The organism is Lysinibacillus sp. NPDC096212 (assembly GCF_044763105.1).
Lineage (GTDB): Bacteria > Bacillota > Bacilli > Bacillales_A > Planococcaceae > Lysinibacillus.
The window spans coordinates 84,265-103,723 of record NZ_JBIWFQ010000017.1; the positions used below are offsets into that span (position 1 = coordinate 84,265).

General features: G+C 34.2%; 20 protein-coding genes and 2 pseudogenes. 1 reads left to right on the top strand and 21 read right to left on the bottom strand.

What is annotated here, in order from left to right; all coding sequences use genetic code 11:
* Positions 1-159: 159 nt before the first annotated feature.
* From ACIQ7T_RS16880 to ACIQ7T_RS16940, 13 genes and pseudogenes are all read right to left on the bottom strand, one after another.
* Positions 160-1,176: an aminoglycoside phosphotransferase family protein gene (locus tag ACIQ7T_RS16880; RefSeq protein WP_402871857.1), complete on the bottom strand. Its 1,017-nt coding sequence runs from the start codon at positions 1,174-1,176 to the stop codon at positions 160-162.
* Positions 1,173-2,240, bottom strand: coding sequence for a ribosome small subunit-dependent GTPase A (gene rsgA / locus ACIQ7T_RS16885; RefSeq protein ID WP_402871860.1), 1,068 nt, complete (start codon positions 2,238-2,240; stop codon positions 1,173-1,175). The genes ACIQ7T_RS16880 and rsgA overlap by 4 nt, the downstream gene beginning before the upstream one ends.
* A 926-nt stretch (positions 2,241-3,166) precedes the next feature.
* A pseudogene (locus ACIQ7T_RS16890) lies at positions 3,167-3,871 on the bottom strand (SAM-dependent methyltransferase).
* A gap of 168 nt (positions 3,872-4,039) precedes the next feature.
* On the bottom strand, positions 4,040-4,471 hold the full coding sequence (locus ACIQ7T_RS16895) for an SMI1/KNR4 family protein (protein WP_370078512.1): 432 nt from the start codon (positions 4,469-4,471) through the stop codon (positions 4,040-4,042).
* Positions 4,472-4,666: 195 nt separating this feature from the next.
* Positions 4,667-5,104: a VOC family protein gene (locus ACIQ7T_RS16900; protein WP_370078510.1), complete on the bottom strand. Its 438-nt coding sequence runs from the start codon at positions 5,102-5,104 to the stop codon at positions 4,667-4,669.
* 522 nt (positions 5,105-5,626) lie between these two features.
* Entirely contained in the window at positions 5,627-5,800 is a 174-nt protein-coding gene (locus tag ACIQ7T_RS16905) for a hypothetical protein (RefSeq protein ID WP_370078508.1), read from the bottom strand.
* Between the two features lie 451 nt (positions 5,801-6,251).
* Positions 6,252-6,908, bottom strand: coding sequence for a hypothetical protein (locus tag ACIQ7T_RS16910; RefSeq protein ID WP_370078506.1), 657 nt, complete (start codon positions 6,906-6,908; stop codon positions 6,252-6,254).
* 13 nt (positions 6,909-6,921) lie between these two features.
* Entirely contained in the window at positions 6,922-7,386 is a 465-nt protein-coding gene (locus tag ACIQ7T_RS16915; protein ID WP_370078504.1) for a hypothetical protein, read from the bottom strand.
* An 872-nt stretch (positions 7,387-8,258) separates the two neighbouring features.
* A complete protein-coding gene (locus ACIQ7T_RS16920) occupies positions 8,259-8,747 on the bottom strand; it encodes a magnesium transporter (RefSeq protein WP_370078502.1) in 489 nt (162 codons plus the stop codon).
* Between the two features lie 173 nt (positions 8,748-8,920).
* Positions 8,921-9,562, bottom strand: a complete 642-nt coding sequence (locus ACIQ7T_RS16925) for a DUF3885 domain-containing protein (RefSeq protein WP_370078500.1) — start codon at positions 9,560-9,562, stop codon at positions 8,921-8,923.
* A 746-nt stretch (positions 9,563-10,308) separates the two neighbouring features.
* Entirely contained in the window at positions 10,309-10,431 is a 123-nt protein-coding gene (locus ACIQ7T_RS16930) for a putative holin-like toxin (protein WP_370078498.1), read from the bottom strand.
* 278 nt (positions 10,432-10,709) lie between these two features.
* A complete protein-coding gene (locus tag ACIQ7T_RS16935) occupies positions 10,710-11,087 on the bottom strand; it encodes an SET domain-containing protein (RefSeq protein ID WP_370083255.1) in 378 nt (125 codons plus the stop codon).
* A 91-nt stretch (positions 11,088-11,178) separates the two neighbouring features.
* Positions 11,179-11,388, bottom strand: a complete 210-nt coding sequence (locus tag ACIQ7T_RS16940) for a hypothetical protein (protein WP_370083253.1) — start codon at positions 11,386-11,388, stop codon at positions 11,179-11,181.
* 370 nt (positions 11,389-11,758) lie between these two features.
* On the opposite strand from ACIQ7T_RS16940, the gene ACIQ7T_RS16945 reads away from it, so the two are divergent.
* Positions 11,759-12,103 carry a hypothetical protein gene (locus tag ACIQ7T_RS16945; RefSeq protein WP_370083251.1) on the top strand — a complete coding sequence of 115 codons (345 nt, stop codon included), beginning with the start codon at positions 11,759-11,761 and terminating at the stop codon, positions 12,101-12,103.
* A gap of 153 nt (positions 12,104-12,256) precedes the next feature.
* Here the strand turns inward: ACIQ7T_RS16945 and ACIQ7T_RS16950 are convergent, their stop codons facing one another.
* The 8 genes and pseudogenes from ACIQ7T_RS16950 to ACIQ7T_RS16985 form a co-directional block, all read right to left on the bottom strand.
* Complete coding sequence (locus ACIQ7T_RS16950) at positions 12,257-12,571, bottom strand: thioredoxin family protein (protein ID WP_370083249.1); 315 nt, start codon at positions 12,569-12,571, stop codon at positions 12,257-12,259.
* Between the two features lie 130 nt (positions 12,572-12,701).
* Positions 12,702-13,115, bottom strand: a pseudogene (locus ACIQ7T_RS16955) (FAD-dependent oxidoreductase); the annotation flags it as partial.
* 392 nt (positions 13,116-13,507) lie between these two features.
* Complete coding sequence (locus tag ACIQ7T_RS16960) at positions 13,508-13,864, bottom strand: hypothetical protein (protein WP_370083247.1); 357 nt, start codon at positions 13,862-13,864, stop codon at positions 13,508-13,510.
* A gap of 251 nt (positions 13,865-14,115) precedes the next feature.
* Complete coding sequence (locus ACIQ7T_RS16965; protein ID WP_370083245.1) at positions 14,116-14,958, bottom strand: CPBP family intramembrane glutamic endopeptidase; 843 nt, start codon at positions 14,956-14,958, stop codon at positions 14,116-14,118.
* Between the two features lie 175 nt (positions 14,959-15,133).
* A complete protein-coding gene (locus ACIQ7T_RS16970; protein ID WP_370083263.1) occupies positions 15,134-15,736 on the bottom strand; it encodes an NDxxF motif lipoprotein in 603 nt (200 codons plus the stop codon).
* Positions 15,737-16,047: 311 nt separating this feature from the next.
* The gene (locus ACIQ7T_RS16975) at positions 16,048-16,842 is read right to left on the bottom strand and encodes a MerR family transcriptional regulator (RefSeq protein ID WP_370083243.1); all 795 of its coding nucleotides are present in this window, start codon (positions 16,840-16,842) and stop codon (positions 16,048-16,050) included.
* 222 nt (positions 16,843-17,064) lie between these two features.
* Entirely contained in the window at positions 17,065-17,802 is a 738-nt protein-coding gene (locus ACIQ7T_RS16980; RefSeq protein WP_370083241.1) for a GNAT family N-acetyltransferase, read from the bottom strand.
* A 527-nt stretch (positions 17,803-18,329) separates the two neighbouring features.
* The gene (locus ACIQ7T_RS16985) at positions 18,330-19,205 is read right to left on the bottom strand and encodes a helix-turn-helix transcriptional regulator (protein ID WP_370083239.1); all 876 of its coding nucleotides are present in this window, start codon (positions 19,203-19,205) and stop codon (positions 18,330-18,332) included.
* Between the last annotated feature and the right edge of the window lie 254 nt (positions 19,206-19,459).

Consider the following 19,459-nt stretch of genomic DNA (forward strand, 5'->3'; position numbering starts at 1 on the left):
ATAAACAAAACTCAAATTATTCATTAATGGATAATTAGTTATTTTCATTTATTTTCTCTACTTTCTTATTTTAAAATTGTTAAATTCCATATATTAAAACGATACATCAAACAGATACATTCAGTTTTTTATATATTATGACACAATAGTTATATTTATTTACACATTTCTCATCTCATGAATTTTTTGCAAGGTACTAAGGTGCAATGCTTTATCTTCGGGCGACTTAGCGAATTTATACCACTCCACAAGCCTGTATCCGAACATAGCAAGAATTAGTTCATAGATACAATGATCGGAGATATGGGAAACATCCGCATATTCCGAAAAACCCCTGTAATATGCCGGAATGCATTTTTGGTAGTAGTCAATCATATGACAGACGTCCGCTTCATCAGTTATTAAACTCGCGATATCCTCGCCCATGTACCCCCATCCGGCGGTATCCCAATCGATAAGTACGATTTTATTGTCCGAATAGAATATGTTTGCCACCCAAAAATCTCTGTGGCAAAGTACTATTGGTAGCTTTTCAATTCGACTGAATATTTCGTCCGCATTGCTATCTAAGTCTATGAGCATTTTACACAGGTGCTTCGGGATTTCACAGTCATCGGACCGTATATAATCATACAAAACATCCCATGACCGATAACGCAGATAGTAGTTTTTCATAAACTCCACCTTGCTTAAATTGGGCAAATTCTGCAATATGTTTAGTCGTTCAGTGTACAACTTGCCTTGAAATCGCCCCAATTCCTGGGCTATACGTTCATACATTTCCGAGGTTAGATTTAAGCCTGACACACCGTCAATATATTCCATCCACAGTTGAATCTCATCGCCATTTATTTCGGCGTGATAACACTCCGGCCAACGGAACGAGTCGGAGAAAACCTTTTTGAAATCCGATACATAGAAGTCGTATTCCCTACGCCATGAATCTGGATCACCATAACGCTCAAATTTTTTCTGTGTTTTCCAAACTATCTTATACGGCAGATTTTCACCATCAGAAGTTTCAACCATGCCTGTTACAAGCCGAACAATTCCTATTGTCCCGCCTTGCAACTCTTTAAGTTGATAATCTGCGCGGATTATCGTCTTGTCGAACATTTTACTCAAAACAAGCGTCAGTATTTCGGGCTTTACAAACTTTTCATCCTGGTTGTTCATTTCTTGTTTCCTCCCTTTTTACCCTTATGTCGCATGGCAATCGACTTTTGCCACGCTCGTTTATCTATGAGATACCCCGATTTATCATCCACAAATTTGTTTTCCCGCTTCTGTACAAGGTAACGCTCCCAATGCTCTGGTGCCAATGATCCATCGGCAAAGGCGGCAAGAACTGCGCAGCCCGGCTCCGTCTGATGGCGACAGTCATTGAAGCGACACTGTGTGAATAATTCCTCCACATCGTTAAATCCCGCGCTGATCCCGTCGTCCGCACCGAACAGCCCAAGTTCACGCATACCAGGCGTATCAATAACCATCGCACCGGAAGGGAGCATGAAAAGCTGGCGATGCGTTGTTGTGTGCCGGCCCCGGCTGTCGGCCTCGCGGATAGCCTTGACAGTCATCACTTCCTGATTCATCAAAGCGTTCAGCAGCGAAGATTTTCCCACACCAGACATACCGAGTAATACTACGGTTTTTCCTGGTTGGAGATATTCGCTCAACCCGTCTAAACCATTCCCGGTGTGGCTGGAAACTGCGTGTACTGGCACATCAGGAGCGGCTTTCTGAACTTCAGTTATCGGTGTGTTGAAATCCGTAGCCAAGTCAGCTTTTGTTAAGATTACGACAGGCTGGCTGTTGCTCTGCCGTGCCTGTGTCAGGTAGCGCATGATGCGGCTGACCTTGAAATCCCAGTTTAGGGACGACACGATAAATACGTAATCAAAATTCGTTGCTACGACTTGCTCCAGTATAGTTTTGACATACCCTACTGCGTGTCCCGAATAGTCTGCGCGGGAAAATTTCGAGCGGCGAGGCAACAATTTGGCAATGAGCGAAGCACCGTTTTCGTTGTATTGTAGAAATACAAAATCGCCAACGCACGGAAAATCTTCCCGAGTCACCGCGGTGTGGTAGAAAGCGCCCTTCAATACAGCGGTCACTTCTCCTTGTTCGGTGATGACGGTATATTGCTCTCGCTGTAGTTCCGTAACCCTTCCAGGTATTAAACCTATCGGCGGCGTTTCGGCATCGATATAACCGTATTGTTTCAAATCAATCATTGAACCGATCCTCTCCTAAAAGTTGTTTTTGGGCATAAAAATACCGCGAACAAGCAGCCTCCTAAGAAGCTACTGTTTCGCGGAGAAAAGTCAAAAGTCGACTATAATCAAAAGGAATACGACTTTCATCGTATCCCGCTAACAGCAGTATTCACGAAAGGTTACTGTTTACGGCATAGCAAAAAAACACGGGTGATATCTCCGGTTGCTCTCATTCCAAGCTATAATCAAAAATTGGAATTTACTATGCCCGATATTCGGTTAAGTTAAAACCACCAATACCATATAAGTTGTCATTAAAAAACATCTCCTTTCGCAGAAAAAAGTTGGAATATAATTCCACTACTATAGTGTGACATAACCCTTCGTGAAAAATCAACAGAAAATTTGTATAATTCGAATTTTATCGGTCAGCTACCTCTCCAACTCCATCCCCCAACTATCGCAAATAACATGAGAAAAGCCACCTTCATTCTCGATTTGAAGGTGGCCTCTCATGTCGCTTTGCTGCCTTTACATTTTTTGTGTAAAAGTAAACGACAATGCAATTACAGAAACAATAAGCGATAAAAAGCTTATTGCAAACACTTTATCAAGACATTTTTTAAATGGGACTATTATTGCTTTTTAACTTCACGAAATAATAAAACAGGTAGTAAATCACCATCGATTTACTCCCTTTTAGATTCTCAAAAGCGATGGTTATTGCAATGTAAGATTGATTAAAAATTACCTTCAACCTTTATTTATCAGCAAATGCAAAAACTCCATTTTGAAAAAAGTTTGATCAAAATGGAGCTAATCTTTCTAACTAAGTATGAGAATTTTATAAAAAAGTTTGATCAATTAAATGAGCCTTCTTCAACTAAAGCTCTGTTAGTTCAATAAAAATTATTTCAAAAAGATAACCGCCCAACGTTGTTCTTCTAACCTTTTTTTATTTTCAACATCGAATTAGCATTTTCTTGAAATTCATATGGAACTTTTACTTCTTCAACAGTACAGTTATTGTCAGCAAGATATCTTATTAGTTTGTCTAAATGCTTATATCTTTTTCCCTCTAAATCAACTAAAGGAAAAATACGAACTTCCTCTTTTGTAACCCTCAACAGCTCGTTTAGCGTTTCTAAGTGAAATTGATAATCTAACCTATCTGCATACATAAATAAAAAATGTGCTGAGAGAAGAATCTCAAATTCATCATTCTTAAATGGCAAAGAAGGCATTTTAACAGGTATTTATCTTTCACTCGATTTCTTCATATCATTATCAAAATCTTGTAAAGCCGTTAAACGAAATTTTCTAAGACCTTCTACATCCTTAAAATAGTCCCATTTATAGTTGTTTTTAGCTTCTTCCATATGCTTCATTGCGTGTTCAATATCTTGAAGACCTTTATTTTTTAGACCTTCACCAGAATGATAATAGGCAATGTCACAAGCGGTTACATCGAAACCTGATTTGTTGCCAATGGCTGTAAATGAACAAGCTCCTGCTGGACAATCAAGTATTTTCTTTCCTCGTAGTTCTTCTTCTGAAAGTAAGAACATATCCAAATACTCTTCAAAAGTTCTCCCAATGAAAACTATTCTCTCTAAATCTAACTTTGTACTCTGCTTCATTTTACTCAACTGAACTCGCCCCACCCTTCTAAAAGTACATTCATAATACCACAGAAATGGTAAATTCAACCTTTTTTATTGAGATAGCTTGCTCCAATAGTTAAGTAGAAAAAGGCTTTACTCCTTATTGAAGTAAAGCTCCGTTAGTTGAACAAGCGTTTATCTTATTATTGGACATTATTCATCTTCATCGAACTCACCGTTTTCAGAATCCAATTTAATAAAATCCTTTAAATTTGAGGTATATTCCTCTATTTCTGCGGTCTCGTGGTTCCAAATATAAATTTCATCATTCATTTTCCCGTTTATAACTTGAAGACATAATTTATCCCCTGTACCATCATCACCAATAGCTATTAGATCACTAGACATTTCTTCATCTTTTGCATCCTGGTTTTGCCTTACGACATCATCCCAAGTTTTTTTAGGATTCTTTTGGTCTTTGATCGGAAAAAGAGTCCATTCGCCGATTTCGGCATTATTAACTAATCGAAAAAGTTCCTTGTATTGTTCAGGAAAAACTGCACCTAATTTTTCTTCAGCTGATTTTATATCAAAATCTGTAACGCCAGCTTTTCTTGTTGAAATCAAGTCTCTTAATTCTTTCACTTAAAACTTACCGCCTTTTCTTGTGTCATCCTATGTAACAATCCTGTATTGTTAGTTCTAGAAATACTTAAAAGAGCTACGTATGTAACTCAATGATTTTTAATCAACGCACCCGTTAATTTAAGTACATTTCTTCACAAACTAAAAAAATAAGAAAGTAACGCAGAGTCGTACTTTCATTTTAATTAACATAACTTATTTGATTTCCTCAGCCAACTCCAAAATAATTCCTTCTGGACCGCGAACGTAGCATAATTTATAACTTTCTTCATATTGCTGTATCTCACTAAAGATTTTCGTACCCTTCTTTTTCAATTTGGCAACAACAGCTTCAATATCTTCAACAGTAAATGCAATATGTCGGATACCCAGTGTATTTGCAAAGGGTTGCTGAAAATCTTTTTCATCTGACGGTGAATAAAATTTGATTAGCTCTATCCATGTCTGACCGTCTGTCGTTCCCAATCCTACACACGCTACTTTAACGTCATTAAGCCCAACTGCATATCCCATTAAGTCTCCTTCCATTTCCCATTCACCTTTTACCTCAAGTCCAAAATCGAGAAAAAACTCTTTAGCGGCAGGGAGATCATTTACGATTACACCCACATGATCTATTCTTCGGATCTTCAAATTTCATACCTCCATTGTTTCTGTTATTTTGCAATATCCTGTATTCAAATTCTAATATTAATAAAGGGAAAAAAGATACCAGCATCGCAGCTTACAAAGCCAATTAGATGATGCACATCGCAAGAAGGATATTACCAGCAATCCAAACTATGTGCCATTTTATAAATGGCTTGATGAACATGAATGAATAACTAAAAAAGGTGGATTTACAACGCTAAGAAATATACATGATTTTATGCACACTAAACAGTAAGCCATAATCGTGTAAATATTGATGTTTCAAGTGTTTGTGCTGCTTGCATAAAAAGCTGTATAAATAATGTGCATACAAAAAGCCACGAAACTGTTGATTTCACAACATTCGTTGCCTTTAAGTCTGTTTCCAAACTTACATTTGGGAACGTTTATTATGATTGTTTTGTATAGCTTATAAGTCCTTGTTGCACTAAAGCGCCCGATTGCTTAGGAGAATATTGGTACAAATAGAACGTCAAGAAAAATGTCTGCCGATATTAATGTGTATTAATGACCCATATTATCGTTATTACCACTAAGTGGTTCTACTACTTCTCCATCTTTATCTATTACAATACTGTCGGTTTCCTTATTAGCCTCGGTCAAAGACCCATAATAAATAAAAACACCAAAAGTAATGATAGCTATCGTTGTTAATACTATAGAAATTCTCTTTTTCATAAAGTAGTCATCTCCCTACATATAAATTTATTTTGTTCGAATTTTAACATACACTTTTTTCAATATAATCCAATTATAGCACAGCGCTTATTCAACAACTGCACCCGTTAGTTAAAGTATAACCTTCCCAAAGCGTCCTTTGGTAACTTTTCATTGAGATTCTATTTATATGTTACCGCCATTCAGAACAAGTGGATCGAACAACCCTTATTGCACTGAAGCCCCCGTAATATAATATCAGGTGCTGTACAGGAAAATGATATGGTAAATATGGTGAATCCAGATTTATATATGGATGTTGTTTATGTAAATAATAAGAAACAGAATTTTGGATTGTGGATAGTGAAAAAGTGCATTAATGAAAACAGATGATACTCATACTATTTATACGATTTCCAAAGAGATGACAGATAAATTAATTGATTTAATTGAATAGCAGTATTATTTTTTTTTAATTTTGTGGATCTATACCGATTTCTTCCATTTCGTTTGCAAATCTTTTCACTACATCAGATTTCATTTCTTCGTGTTTCTCTTTGTCAATTTCATGTCCATGTTCAGAGATACTTTGAATCTTATCATTACTTTCTAAATTAAATCTACCGTTATTCATATTGATAATGCTATATTCACCAAAAGTATTTTTCTTTAAATATAGAATGTACATTTCCCCATCAGTTAATTCAGCATAATTTTCAATTGATAATTTCTTTTGTTCATCGTAACTAATTGGCTCTATAATTGTTAGATTATCATTTTCAGTTATTGAAGAAGATTCATCTTGCTTCAATACCTTAGAAATTGTGATTGGTGTTTTCGTATAGAAATCTTCAATTACTGGAGGTAAACCAGCGTCAGATTCATTGTTTGATGAAATGTACTTTACGACATGTTCTCTATCTTCGAATTTTTTGTCAGTTTTCGCCATTACAACAAGTTCAGCATCATTAAATAATTGGCTTTCAGCATCATACGCAATATAGCTTCCATGAGTTACTACGGTTTCTATTTCTTCGTTTTTCTTAGGTTTTTCAGCTACCTGATCATTACCACATGCACATAACAACAAAGAAAATGAAGTTATAGTTAAAAATTGTGACTTTTTCATAGAAATCCTCCTATTACCATTTTTTATTAATTTCACCTGAATCATAACTTGTTAAACCAGAAGGGATTTCCCACCAACCTTGAACCATTACTGAATCGTGAGGTATACCTACATGTGCCATTTTAATAGTATGACCTACTTCGTGAGCAGCATTAAAATTTATACGAGATGCTGTATAATTTGACTGTGCTCTCATCTGATTATCATAAATAATTGATGTAGCGTAATCCCAGTTACTATCTAATGATACTGCACTCCCTGAACTATTATATCCACCTGCTTGTCCTAAAAGTCCACTTACAGAAGTAGTTCCGACAGAATAAATATCAGGACGACCTGCAGATGAAGTAGTTTTAGTAATATTAACTTTACTGCTACCATTCCAATAACTTCTTGCTTTATCATAATTAGCTGCATATCCATAAGCAGCTACAGATGAATGATAAAAAGCATTTGGCATAGCGTTATTTTTTTCCACCAGAGAACATATACACCAATCAGTGTAAATTTATATTGGAATATTGTCTATTTTCTGAATTTCATAAGGGGTTTTAACTTATTATAAGAAACTGCCTAAATAAATGTGGCAACAAAGGACTAACTGTATATTAAAATAGCTGAAATCTATATTACTTAGCTTTCTATGCATAACATCCTACCTAACTTTTAATTATTAACCTGCTACATTAGCTAAAGAAAAGTTACCAAACCATCGTTTGGTAACTTTTCATAAAAGGTTGTTATTCAATAATATGGCCCGATTGTTGAACAACAAGTTAAACAACACTCTTCAACTAAACTGCCACGTTAGCATAAGAAGCGACTGTGTTTATGATACAATCGCTATAGAAAAATTTTTACTTTTCAATTCTTTGGAAAAATACCTGATGTAACTCTATTTAATATTTTTCTAAATGGCCATTGGCATAAAGATATTGTGATGACTATTATCAAAATGAAAACAACTAATTGCAGAAAACGATTTGAAAATTGTCCAGCAATCCAATTACCTCCATAATAAATACAAATAACCCCCAATAGCACCGTGGAAAGATAGGAAAAAGAAGCGAGAATTAATTGTTTAGCCGTTAATTGTCTTATTGATTCTCTATTTTTGTGTATAAGATTGATTACCACAAATATACAGTAAGCTATAATAATAAATGAAAACACACAAATACACCTTCCATTATCAAATCTACTTTTCAACCATATCCATATTATAACATTTATTCTTTAACCAATCCGCCCCATTAGCCATCCATGTAGCGCAAAAACCAGCGCTACACCACAGAAAATGAAAGATGATTAAGTTCTTTCATGGGAGTTCAATAAGGATTATTTATATTTTTATCTTTCTAATACTATACAATATTGTTCTTTATATTTTTCATGGTTCCAATTGTACATTTGTACTAAATGATTTAGAGATAATTCTTCATAATAACATCTAATATACGGTATATTTATTTCATTATCGTCATGACCAATCCACACTCTCCATAGTTCTAATATCTGTCCTTCTCTAATATTTTCTTTTAGGTACTCCAGTAATTGCCTTGCCCTCAATTCCGAATAGATAAAATTCACTTCATAAATGAATGGATAACTTGTATATCCACTTACATCATAGTAAGCGTCCTTTTTAATGTCCAATTCATTTAAGTCATCTTCATTTTCAACAAATAATATTTGGGCATTAGGGTCCATCTTCTCCCAAGGTACCAACTCATGTGGTTTTATTTCTAATTCAATAGCTTCCTTAACAGTAATATACTTCGCTTTTGTTTCTACTTCTGGCATTTCATAATTTGTTGCTATAAATGAACAGAAACTCATTTATCAACCTCCTAAATTTAATCCTTATTAAATTATCCTGCTTACGTTAGTCATATGGCTCTACCCCTTATTGAAGTAAAACACCCGTTAGCCATCCATGTAGCGCAAAAACCAGCGCTACACCACAGAAAATGAAAGATGATTAAGTTCTTTCATGGAAGTACAATAAGGATTTATTTAAACACTTTATCTATTTCGTCCTTATCGTAATCTAATATCCAATCATTGTATGTATTATAAATGTCTCGTATAGATTCAGGTGAGGTAGCAAGCAAATCACATCCTCTATCATCATAAACGTGAAAAATGGTTTTCCTTTTGATATTTAAAAAATATATCCTATGAAAAATACTTGGTTGAATCCCTAAATCCTGGTTGCATACTGCTTTTAACAATGGAATGTACTTCATATCAGATACTTTACATTCAAGGGTAAACCTATGTGTTTTATATTTTCCGTCCTCATCATCTTCAGGAAAAATATAAGGCATTTCTGTATGCTTCAATTTATATAAGACTGATTTATCATAGACATATGGAGAAAAAATCCTCGCTTTGTGCTTATAGGTTTTTCCATCTCCAAAATCATTCACATCTACTACAATAACAATTTCCTCGTCTTGTAAATGTAGCAATTCAAACAGCGTGACAGCCCTTTTATAAACCTCCTGTACATAAGGACTATTTTCATAATCGTATTCTCTATCCCACTCTATCCCTAACTCGAACCGTATGCTGATTTCCCAGTTATAAAACAAAGGTGGTCTAAGAATTAAGTTAGGAAAATTTTCATTCATATAGTCATTTATAAGCATATTTCCACCTCAATTTGTTTCTTTAATTTTACCATTTTTCTTCAACAAAACTGCCCCGTTAGCCATCCATGTAGGGCAAAAACCAGCGATACATCACAGAGAATGAAAGATTATTTCGTTCTTTCATGGGAGTTGAATAACAAACAAGAGCTGTCAAAGCAGCTGTCATAACACATTTGATCGTACCTGAAAAATCCCTTGAACACGCATTAATACGTTGGAAATTGAAATTGTTAAATACCGCATAGGAAAGTGTAAAAAACCATCAAGTGAATTTTATACAATAATACATAAAACAGACAACTATTGTGTATTGCAAAATAAAAGGACAGAGTATTGTAACCTGATTTGGCGTTGCAACTTTACTTGGAGAGGAGGACCAGATAGCCTCGTATAGGCAAAGCCAGCCCTTAATATAGCTGGCTTCTTGGTTCATTACTCATGCCCTCAGAGGCCTCCATGTCAAGTTGCAACATTGTGTAATTGCAAAACTATGTATTTTTTCTTTGCAAAATACAACTATCTAGTTCTCTTCTTTCTCATGTTGAATTAATTATTTTCTTGTAAAGCCTATCATTCTGTATTTATTGATTTTGGGTAAATATTTGTTCTAATTGAATAAATACTTATCTCCGTGTTATAGTTCATATTGAAGATGTATATAAAATATATAAGACCATTTAGTGTTACAGCACCAAATGGTCTTCGTAACAAGGCGATTTGCAATGAGAAGAAAGTAAACCGACTCACATGCTTGGCAGGCGGAGGCGGTTTACTTTTTTTTGTGTAAAAGTAAACGACAATGCAATTACTGAAACTATAAGCGTAGAGAAACTTATAGCTACCATTATTGCTTCAAAAATAGTCATTGGTATCAACTCCTTTCTCTTCAAGGACTCGAAGAAAATAGGTGAAAATTTGATTACCAATCGCCCATATAGCCTCTATCTCGTTACTCTCTCATTATACCAAATTTTTAAGAATAACTCCTTTTTCCTGTAGAAACTCCAATCACCTCATTGGACAATAATGCCCACACACCACTTGAATCACGTTGTACAGTAGAAGCAAACATACCTCATAAATAACGTCAAAAAAGAGCGTCAATCCTTGTTGGATCAACGCCCTGATTTATTTTAAATCCTTTTTATTCCTGATCAAACCATAGTGGATCTTTGTCATCAACGTCGCCATTATAATTGATTAGAATTTCATCTCCGGCTTTTATATCTGTGTAAGCAAAAAAGTCAAAAGTGCGATTTTTAAAATTTATCTCATAAGTTGCATTTGGTTCATAAGAATGGTTAAACAACATTCCATAACCAAGCAGGATAGCGGATTGACCGATCCCATACTCAAAAGCATAATCAGCGAGTAAGGTTTGCTCAATGTATTGATGCTGTTCGTTTGGATAAGAAATGACAGGTGCTTCGTGTAAAAGCTCTCCTTTTTGGATATCACATGTTGCAAATACCCCTCTATTGAATTCTCCATCACTTAATGGAGATGTTTTGATCTCTATCATGTTTGTTCTCCTACTCACTTTTAAAATATTCTTTGTAGCTGTAAACATTGAACTTTTTTAATTAGCTAGTTCATTTAAACACTTCGTTTGATTAGCGTGATTCTTTTGGTGGTTGGCAGACGTCACATTTACGTTGATGTTTATTTTTAAACTTTGTAAATGTTTTTTCAAATTCACTACCACACGCACATTTTAATAATAACTTTTGAGAAAAACCGTGATATTCCGTCGTTAGTAACTTACTTTCCGAATTATTCTCAATAAATTCTTTAATTTTTTCAATCGTCCATTTTTTATTCAATCTCTAACACCTCTATATTTTATCTCTACGCGGAGGCTTTCTTGGCATCCGTTCAGTTATAAGGAAAAGTCTAAATTACCTTAAGTTCCTCATTATAACACGAGCTGGTATATAATTAAACAGATTGAAAAAATCATATTTGACTAACATCCCACTACATACGTTTATGTATCAACGGTCTACCATTTTCATGATGGTACTTCTAATGTTACAAGTGTAATCTTCCCGAAATTCGAAAAGGCTTAATACACGCTAGTAAAAGCTATTTTGCATTTTTTAAAAGGCACAGAATCGCGCGGTCATCTGCTCCATCGAATTATTTATTTTTCACAATATATGTTATTCTAATTACAAAAAAAGGAGTGATATTTTGAGGAATTCCTTTAGCAAATATATAAAATATATACCACCACTCATTATTATTTTTGAATTAGTTTATTTCGGAATTCCAGATTTTGTGAAACCTATTTTTGTTTATGAATATTTTATATTTTTCGGAGTATCTTATTTATTTGCTATTCTTCAAGATTTTTTTAATCCAAGTAAAAAAACAGATATATTACTACGAGTTGTCATGATCATTTGTTCTCTTATCCTATTGATTACATCCGTCTACTATACAGACACGTTCTCGATCATATTTTCTACGATTATGTTCATTGCAATTAGTTTTTCATTATATTTAGCAATCAAGTCAAACAAGCAACAGGATTAATCTTATTTGCTTGTCTGGCTTGATGATTATGATAGTGAAACATTCACCACGTAATTTTGTATACAAACGGTAGACCATAGAGCTTTTTCGGAACTTGCTGTACATTCATTTTTTTGATGTTCATCCAAAATGGTCTATCAGCTGTTTATCGAATCATACTCCGATCATTTGCTTCAGTTTTTCAAAAGGCACATATCCAACAATTGGTTCACGTAATTTATTATGAACAATCAATCGAGAATGTGGAATTCCCATTACCTTATATTCCGCTGCAATATCTGGGCTTTTTTCAACATTCACCTTTATAATTTTCACCTTACCACTGAATTCCTCATTAAGTTCTTTAAGTACCCCTGCGAACATTTTACATGGGCCACACCATTCAGCCCAAAAGTTTATTAACACCATCTTTTTAGTTTTTAAGTGTTCACCTAATTCTTTCATTGTCGTTACATGAACAATTGACATCCTTCTTTTCCTCCCTTGTAAAAATAAAAATCTTGAAGTTATAATATGCTTATTATTATAATTAGACCCTACTCTTCCCCTTTATCACACATTAAGGACTTTTAATATCCGTAATTAAGTTAAAAAATTTTTAAATTGTACTATCGAAAACAACTGCCATCGCTGCTTTATATCCTTCAGCAGCAGCGACGATTAATGAAGACTAGCCTAATTTAGCTGTCTCCCCCGCTGCATAAACATTTTCCTGTGACGTACGGCCTGTCTCTCACCATCATGCTACCATTTCCATTTAAATGACAACCGAGCTGCTCTGCAAATTGATTGGGACGCACAAAGTTAGGGACTATAAAACCGCCAACTCTTTCTATTTCAAGCCCTGAACTAAACACGATTTTGTTTAAATAACCATCCTCACCACGAAGATTTTGAATAGGTTCAGTAATGATAGTAATGTCTTTTCTTTGTAGTTCATTCAATGTCGGAGTAGAAAGCTCATGACCATTTGTGGCGATACTAAATCCTCCGACCAATTATAAATAAGCTTTATTTATACAGCTTTTTTGAATCGAACTCCCGCACTTTTTCTCAGTTACACTGTACAACTGCTACCCATTTAGAAAGTAAAGAAACATCACTTGGATAGCATAAAAAAACCTCCCCCAACCTCCTCACTTTTGAGGGGATTCCCTCGCCGGTAGGCAGGAATCGAATGCATTCGATTTAGAGCCAAGAGGGTTCGGGTGCAGCGAAATTGTCAACTCCTTAAATTCCTTTCGCTATCGCTCCAGTCAGACATTTACCGTTGACAATTGCCACGTTTTTTCTTCTACAGCAAGTTCACTTTCAACCGAAAATAAAATAAAAATAGGGGTAGCATATGCTACCCCATTTAACTATCAATCTCTATTGATTGAATATTCCATACAAATCATAAACCTATTTTTTTCTCTCCCATATCGCCTGTATAATACCCCAAAATATAAACCGATATACAAACGCTATGAGAAAAAACATATAAACAAATTCAAAAAGGGAAAAAGGCTCATAATCGATTAAATAGGAATTAATGAAAATCAAAATTAAAGATAATAATTCCATTGTAGAATTTTTAAATCCTCTTTCTTCATACAAATACTTGGCCCTTTTTAGATTGAAAACATCCTTTAATTCATCAGTAAAGAATCCCTTAACCAATCCCAATCCTATCAAATAAATTCCCAAGGAAAGTTCAAAAGATATATTCAAAACCCTCGTTACTAAACAATAAACTACAGTTAACAAAAATAAGTACACTTTTACTATTCTCCTTGTTTATTGATAATTTAACTGTATCATATAAGGTACATGATGAATACTCACACTCAATCTAAAAAAATAATTAGGAGGATTCGCATATTTAAAAAGTTCTTTACTGTATTAAGTATTATTGTTCTTACCTTCAGTATTTCTTCTCCAATGATCGGTCACGCTAGTGAAATTGGTTATGAGGAAGACATGTAAATTCTAAACCAAAATATAAATCGACCCCATGTAGGTGATCATCCTTAATTTGAATACGATGATGATTTTAGGTACACTTTTTCTGTTATTTCTTCCTTTCCATACAATACGTTCTTTGGATTAATAATAATGATTAAAACGGCTGCAACGAAGTAAAAAATGGCGTTATACATGAGTAAATCAATTAATTTCCCGTTTATTAAGCCCAGAAAGAAATTAAATAATTGGTGGATAATGATTGGGACGATTAAATTTTGATTTAAATTATGAAATGCTGTCATGACGATCTTAGTAGACATGATTGCAATCATAAAGAGTAGAATATATTTGATTAAATCAATGCCCATATACCCTGTAGTAAACCATATAGGCAGATGCCACAGCCCCCACCAAAAACCTATGATGATTGAAGCTTTTAATGGCGAATGCTTCTTTTGAAGCTCCATTTGAGCGAAACCTCTCCACCCTAGTTCTTCTCCTAGTGGCCCAGAAAGAAGGTTTTTAAAAAAGAAATAAATCAGCATTCCCCATGAAGAAACAGTAAAAACAGAGTCTACTTCACTAGTATTAGATACTATAAACAAAATCATCAAAAATATGAATGCTTGAATCATACTTGCAATAAAAATCACAGAAAACTTAAGTTTATTCTTGAATTTATCTTTTACAAATTGCATAAAACTTTGCCCAGGATAGATTTTTTTAAATAATATTGCAAAAGCAAAGGTTGAGGACCAAGCTGATATACAGAGCATGACATCAAAAATCCATTTAGGAAATCCCAACATGCTGATGGCTCCTACAAGACAAAAAAGTGGCAAAAAAATGATATTGGTTAGTACAATAAAACTCGCTACTGGTTTTTTTAGTTTCTTTTCTCTATTCATGTATATTCCCTGCTTCGAACTAAATTTCCGTAAAAATATTAAGGCTTTTACGAATACCTTTAGCTTAAACCTAGGGGTTGCTCACAGGTCAATACTTTTACCACCATAAAATTCAGCGTAAGAAAAGATAAAAAATACCCTTCAAAGTTTTGAAGGGCAATTACATATATTCTTTCTATTCATCGAAATATGTAGTGTTAATATTTTTCTCGTCCAAAAATTTTTCGATTTTTTGTTGCTGCCTTCCGTTCGCTTTCGTAAAATGCTCTGAAGCAAAATCTGTTATATCTGTCAAGCTACCATTTTCAACCGCTCCAACAATTTCTTCTTCAAATTGTGTTAAAGTTTCCCTGATTGATGAAACAAATTCATAGATTGTCTTTGAAGGTTCTTTATAATCATCTGGGATACTATTATTACTTATAAAATCATTGAAATTCGCATCATTCTTTTTCCCTTCAGCTATTAATTTATGTAGTTTTTCCTGATCGGTTTCAGTAGCATCCTCATAAAGATAAACAATCTTTTCCATTTCTTTATCTATCACATGACTATAATCCATATACTTTTTTAAACTTGCTTTCATTTCGTCTTCACTAATAGTTTCATTCTTTTTATTAGAAACAAATATATCATCTGGAATTTTAACAGTAATATTGCTAATAGATTTTTCCTTACTTTCTTTATTGCTTTCTTCGTTAGGCATTGTTTCGTGTGAACAAGCATACATCAATACAATAGTGAACGCCATTAATAGATATAAAGTAAATTTTTTCATACTAATCTCCTTTTCAATCCATCTTGTCATTAATTTCACCCTTTCTTATAATACGCTTTCTTCTCGAAGCGTCTCTACTTCCTCATGTGCAGTGAACGAACCATTTTGCAATAAAATGATTCGATCTAAAATAGGCTCCACCTCATATACACTTCGTGTCATAGTGTACTAGTTAAATAGTACACTATGACTTTTAATTTCGCAAGCATTATATTCAAATAAAAGGAAGAACCCCTAAATAAAGGGCTCTCCCTTGATGAAATTAGTTGAATAAGGTATGCCTCTTCAGCAAAGAGAGGAAATAATAAGTTTCACTTGATAGGTGCATAAATCTCTAGAAATACACGTTCAAGTCCGTCTTCATAAGTGGTCAGTAATAGGTTTATATAAACTTGTCCCAAAAGTTCATACCCTTTTTCTAATGCTATGTTTCTTAAACTCGCTTCCACGTGTTGATCAATATTTTTTCCGCCAGTTGACCATCTTCCATCTTCAATAATTGTATAAATACATTTTGGATGAGATAAGGTTTCACCGTCTATTTCTCCATCAGGATCTTCCACTTTTCTTACAATAATAAACTTATCTTCTATAATACCTTCTTCATTGAAGTTGATGACTCTTCTTAAAGATGTGAGCGTAACTGCTTTTTTTAAGCTCTCTGCATTCTTTTTTAAAGTGTCATATTCTTCATACGCTGTAAAATGTTCTATTTCTCCCTTTATTGCTAAAGGTTTCATTTCCTTAACTATGTACTTTCCTAAGAATTGTTTGATTTTCTTACAATCTTCTTTTACTATTTGAATCTTTTTCAATAGAAGTTTTTTATATTCTATTTCCAGTAAAACCTCTTGTTCTTTTTCTTCTAATAATGATTGAATTCCATCAATACTCTTACTTTTTCTTAATTCCTGGATTTTTTTAATTTCAATATCAATTTCTCTGTAAAAATTTACTGTTGTAATATCATAAATATCAAAATGATTATATTTTCTATACCCATTCTCAATATTTTGCTTCGGCTTTACTAATTCCTTTTCCTCATAAAATTTCAAGGTATCTCTAGATACACCTAAAAAATTAGCTACTTGCCCAATTGTGTACATTTTATTCTCCTTATTATTGCAAATTCTTTATTTTATCTAGACCCATATAATACCATTATTTTTTATTAAATAGATGAATGCCATATGTTCGTAAATTAGTAGATGACGACTGTTTATATGGATCAGAATTTCGTTTAGGCGAAAGGATTTCTTAAATTAAAAACCGATTTTTTCTATGCTAGGAAAAATCGGTTTTTAATTTAATTGTAAGAACGAGCGTATCTACTCGGACTTTCCGACAGTGCAGTTTGGGGAAATTACATCCCACTTACCAAGCACCGTCAAGCCAGCTGCTTTAGCTAAGACTGTTGAAGCTTCGTTATCGAGCTGGCATCTATACTGCGGTTCGTATCCCTGCTCATATGCGTACTTGCAGATTGAACGTACCACTTTGCGAGCATGACCTTTTCCTCTAAAAGGTGATAGAGTCAGTACACCGAGATCCGCAATTTGCACATTTTCTTCCCAAGGATACATGCTGGAAGCACAGACCAAGCGATCTTGCTCAAAAGAGCCGAATACCGCCCAGTGATCCAACTCGACATAAGCATCATCTAAGTCTTGTTCAGTAGCGGAAGACTCGAACTCTGAGAAAATTGCATCATCTCGTTCTGTTAATTGGCGCAATGTACCTTCCAGGTCTTCTTGCAACAAGTTGTTCTTTTCTGCTTCTGAAAAATAAAAAAGATAATCTGCACCATGCATTGTGACTCCTGCTTCATTTAATTTCTGGCGGAAGATCAGCTCCGACATTTCTTGTCCTTTTGAAAGGTCTAACTTTTCGGCCATTTCAGGCGTCAAGACTGCCAAAAACCGTTCGTCAGTAGTTTCTAGCACCATGAGCCGACTGTCTTCGCTCAGGTCAGGGTTGATGGTGACCGTAAAGACTTTATCGTTGTAGATAACTTCCCCGTTTAAAAATTGCAATTTCCAATAGTCAGTTATCGTTTGTGAAAACATACTTATCCCCCCTTTAATTGAAACTATATTTAAAAATACCATATTTACCCTATTATTATCTAATCTTTTTGTTTTTCTTTCCATTGTTCCTTCATCTAATTCTAGTAAACTAATCGGGGACTGGTAATCTGGGCTAGTAGGGACTCATAATGATCTTGCAGCGCTCCTGCTATCAGTCCAGTTATTTTCTTACCATAATAAAGTAAAATTTTAATCAGTGGGGGTTTTCTTCATCTCCTACTGATTATTGTCACCACCAATTGAGCGGTAGTTAATCTCCCACCTGCTAGAGACTAAAGTGGACTGGCTATCCATTTTTACATCAATTTGTTTGTAAAGTAAATTCCGGATGATCACCAATGGTTTGGTCTATTAACTTAAATGGCTGATGTTTTAAGTTAGATCGATAATCTTAAGTTTTCTGTGGATTGTAACTATTAATTTGAGTCTAAAATAAACAAATATTATCTTCAACGAGAACATATAGAAGATATTTTAGATTTCAAAAAATAAATTCCAAAAATCCTTTATTCTTCAAATGATAGATTTGTCGGTTCCTCTAAAAGATGGTTTTCAAAACTAATGTGGGTTGTAGGGGTATCTTTATCAACCACCTCAAAACTAAGTCCATCCAGCCAAACTTCCCCTTTTCCTGTCAGTAAAATACCGAATGATATTATTGCACTATTTTCTGGTACATCCAGAACTATAGAATATCGATTCCAACTATTTGTACCAGTGATTGGTCTATCACTCATATTATCAAACTGCAGGATATCCTCCGATGCAGTATCTACTCTCATCCAAAGTCCTGAGAATTGTTTAACATTTTCAGTTTTAATAAACCCCGAAAGTTTAACTCTTTTATTTCTAAATTCATTTGCCTTAAATTGTTGCATCATTGTTGCAAATTCATCTGGTTCCTGAACAGTTTTTGATTTTAAATATCCCGATGCTTTTCCTTGATGTACAGTTTCCTGATCTATTCCTATTTCATAATTATATGGATGACTCCCACTAATAAACCAGCCTTTAATTTTCTCTTCCATTATTGATTCCTCCTTGTTTTTTCTCATAGCTCTCATTACTTTTCTGTATTGCCCTGGTGGCAAACCATATAGTTTTTTGAATGCTCGTGTAAAGGATTCTTGTGACTCAAATTGATAATAGAACGCGATATCTATAATTCTTTCATCCGTATGAAGAAGTATAACTGCAGCATTTGCAAGTCGCCTCATTCGAATATATTCCGTGACAGACATTCCAACAGAGGTTTGAAAAACCCTGTGAAAATGATATCTTGAAAATCCGCTCACTGCATCAATATCATTGGCGGAAATTCGCTCATGTAAATGTGATTCAATCCAATTTATTGTTTTTTGAATTAGCCAGTCATTTTTCAACGGTATTTCACCTCCTCTTCACTTATAATCATAACGAATAAGAATTAATAATTTTTGACTTTTTTTGCGATATTCTTCAAAACCAGAGATACTTTAACACAACATCTTCATATAAATTGATTTGCTACACTCTAATATGTAAAAGCCCAAGTAAGCTGTCCACCTAAAATAGATAAATGCTGATACTTGATAAAAGATCTCATGGTGCTTTACCATAGTTAAGCAATGATATGTGACAGTATCCATTAATCTTA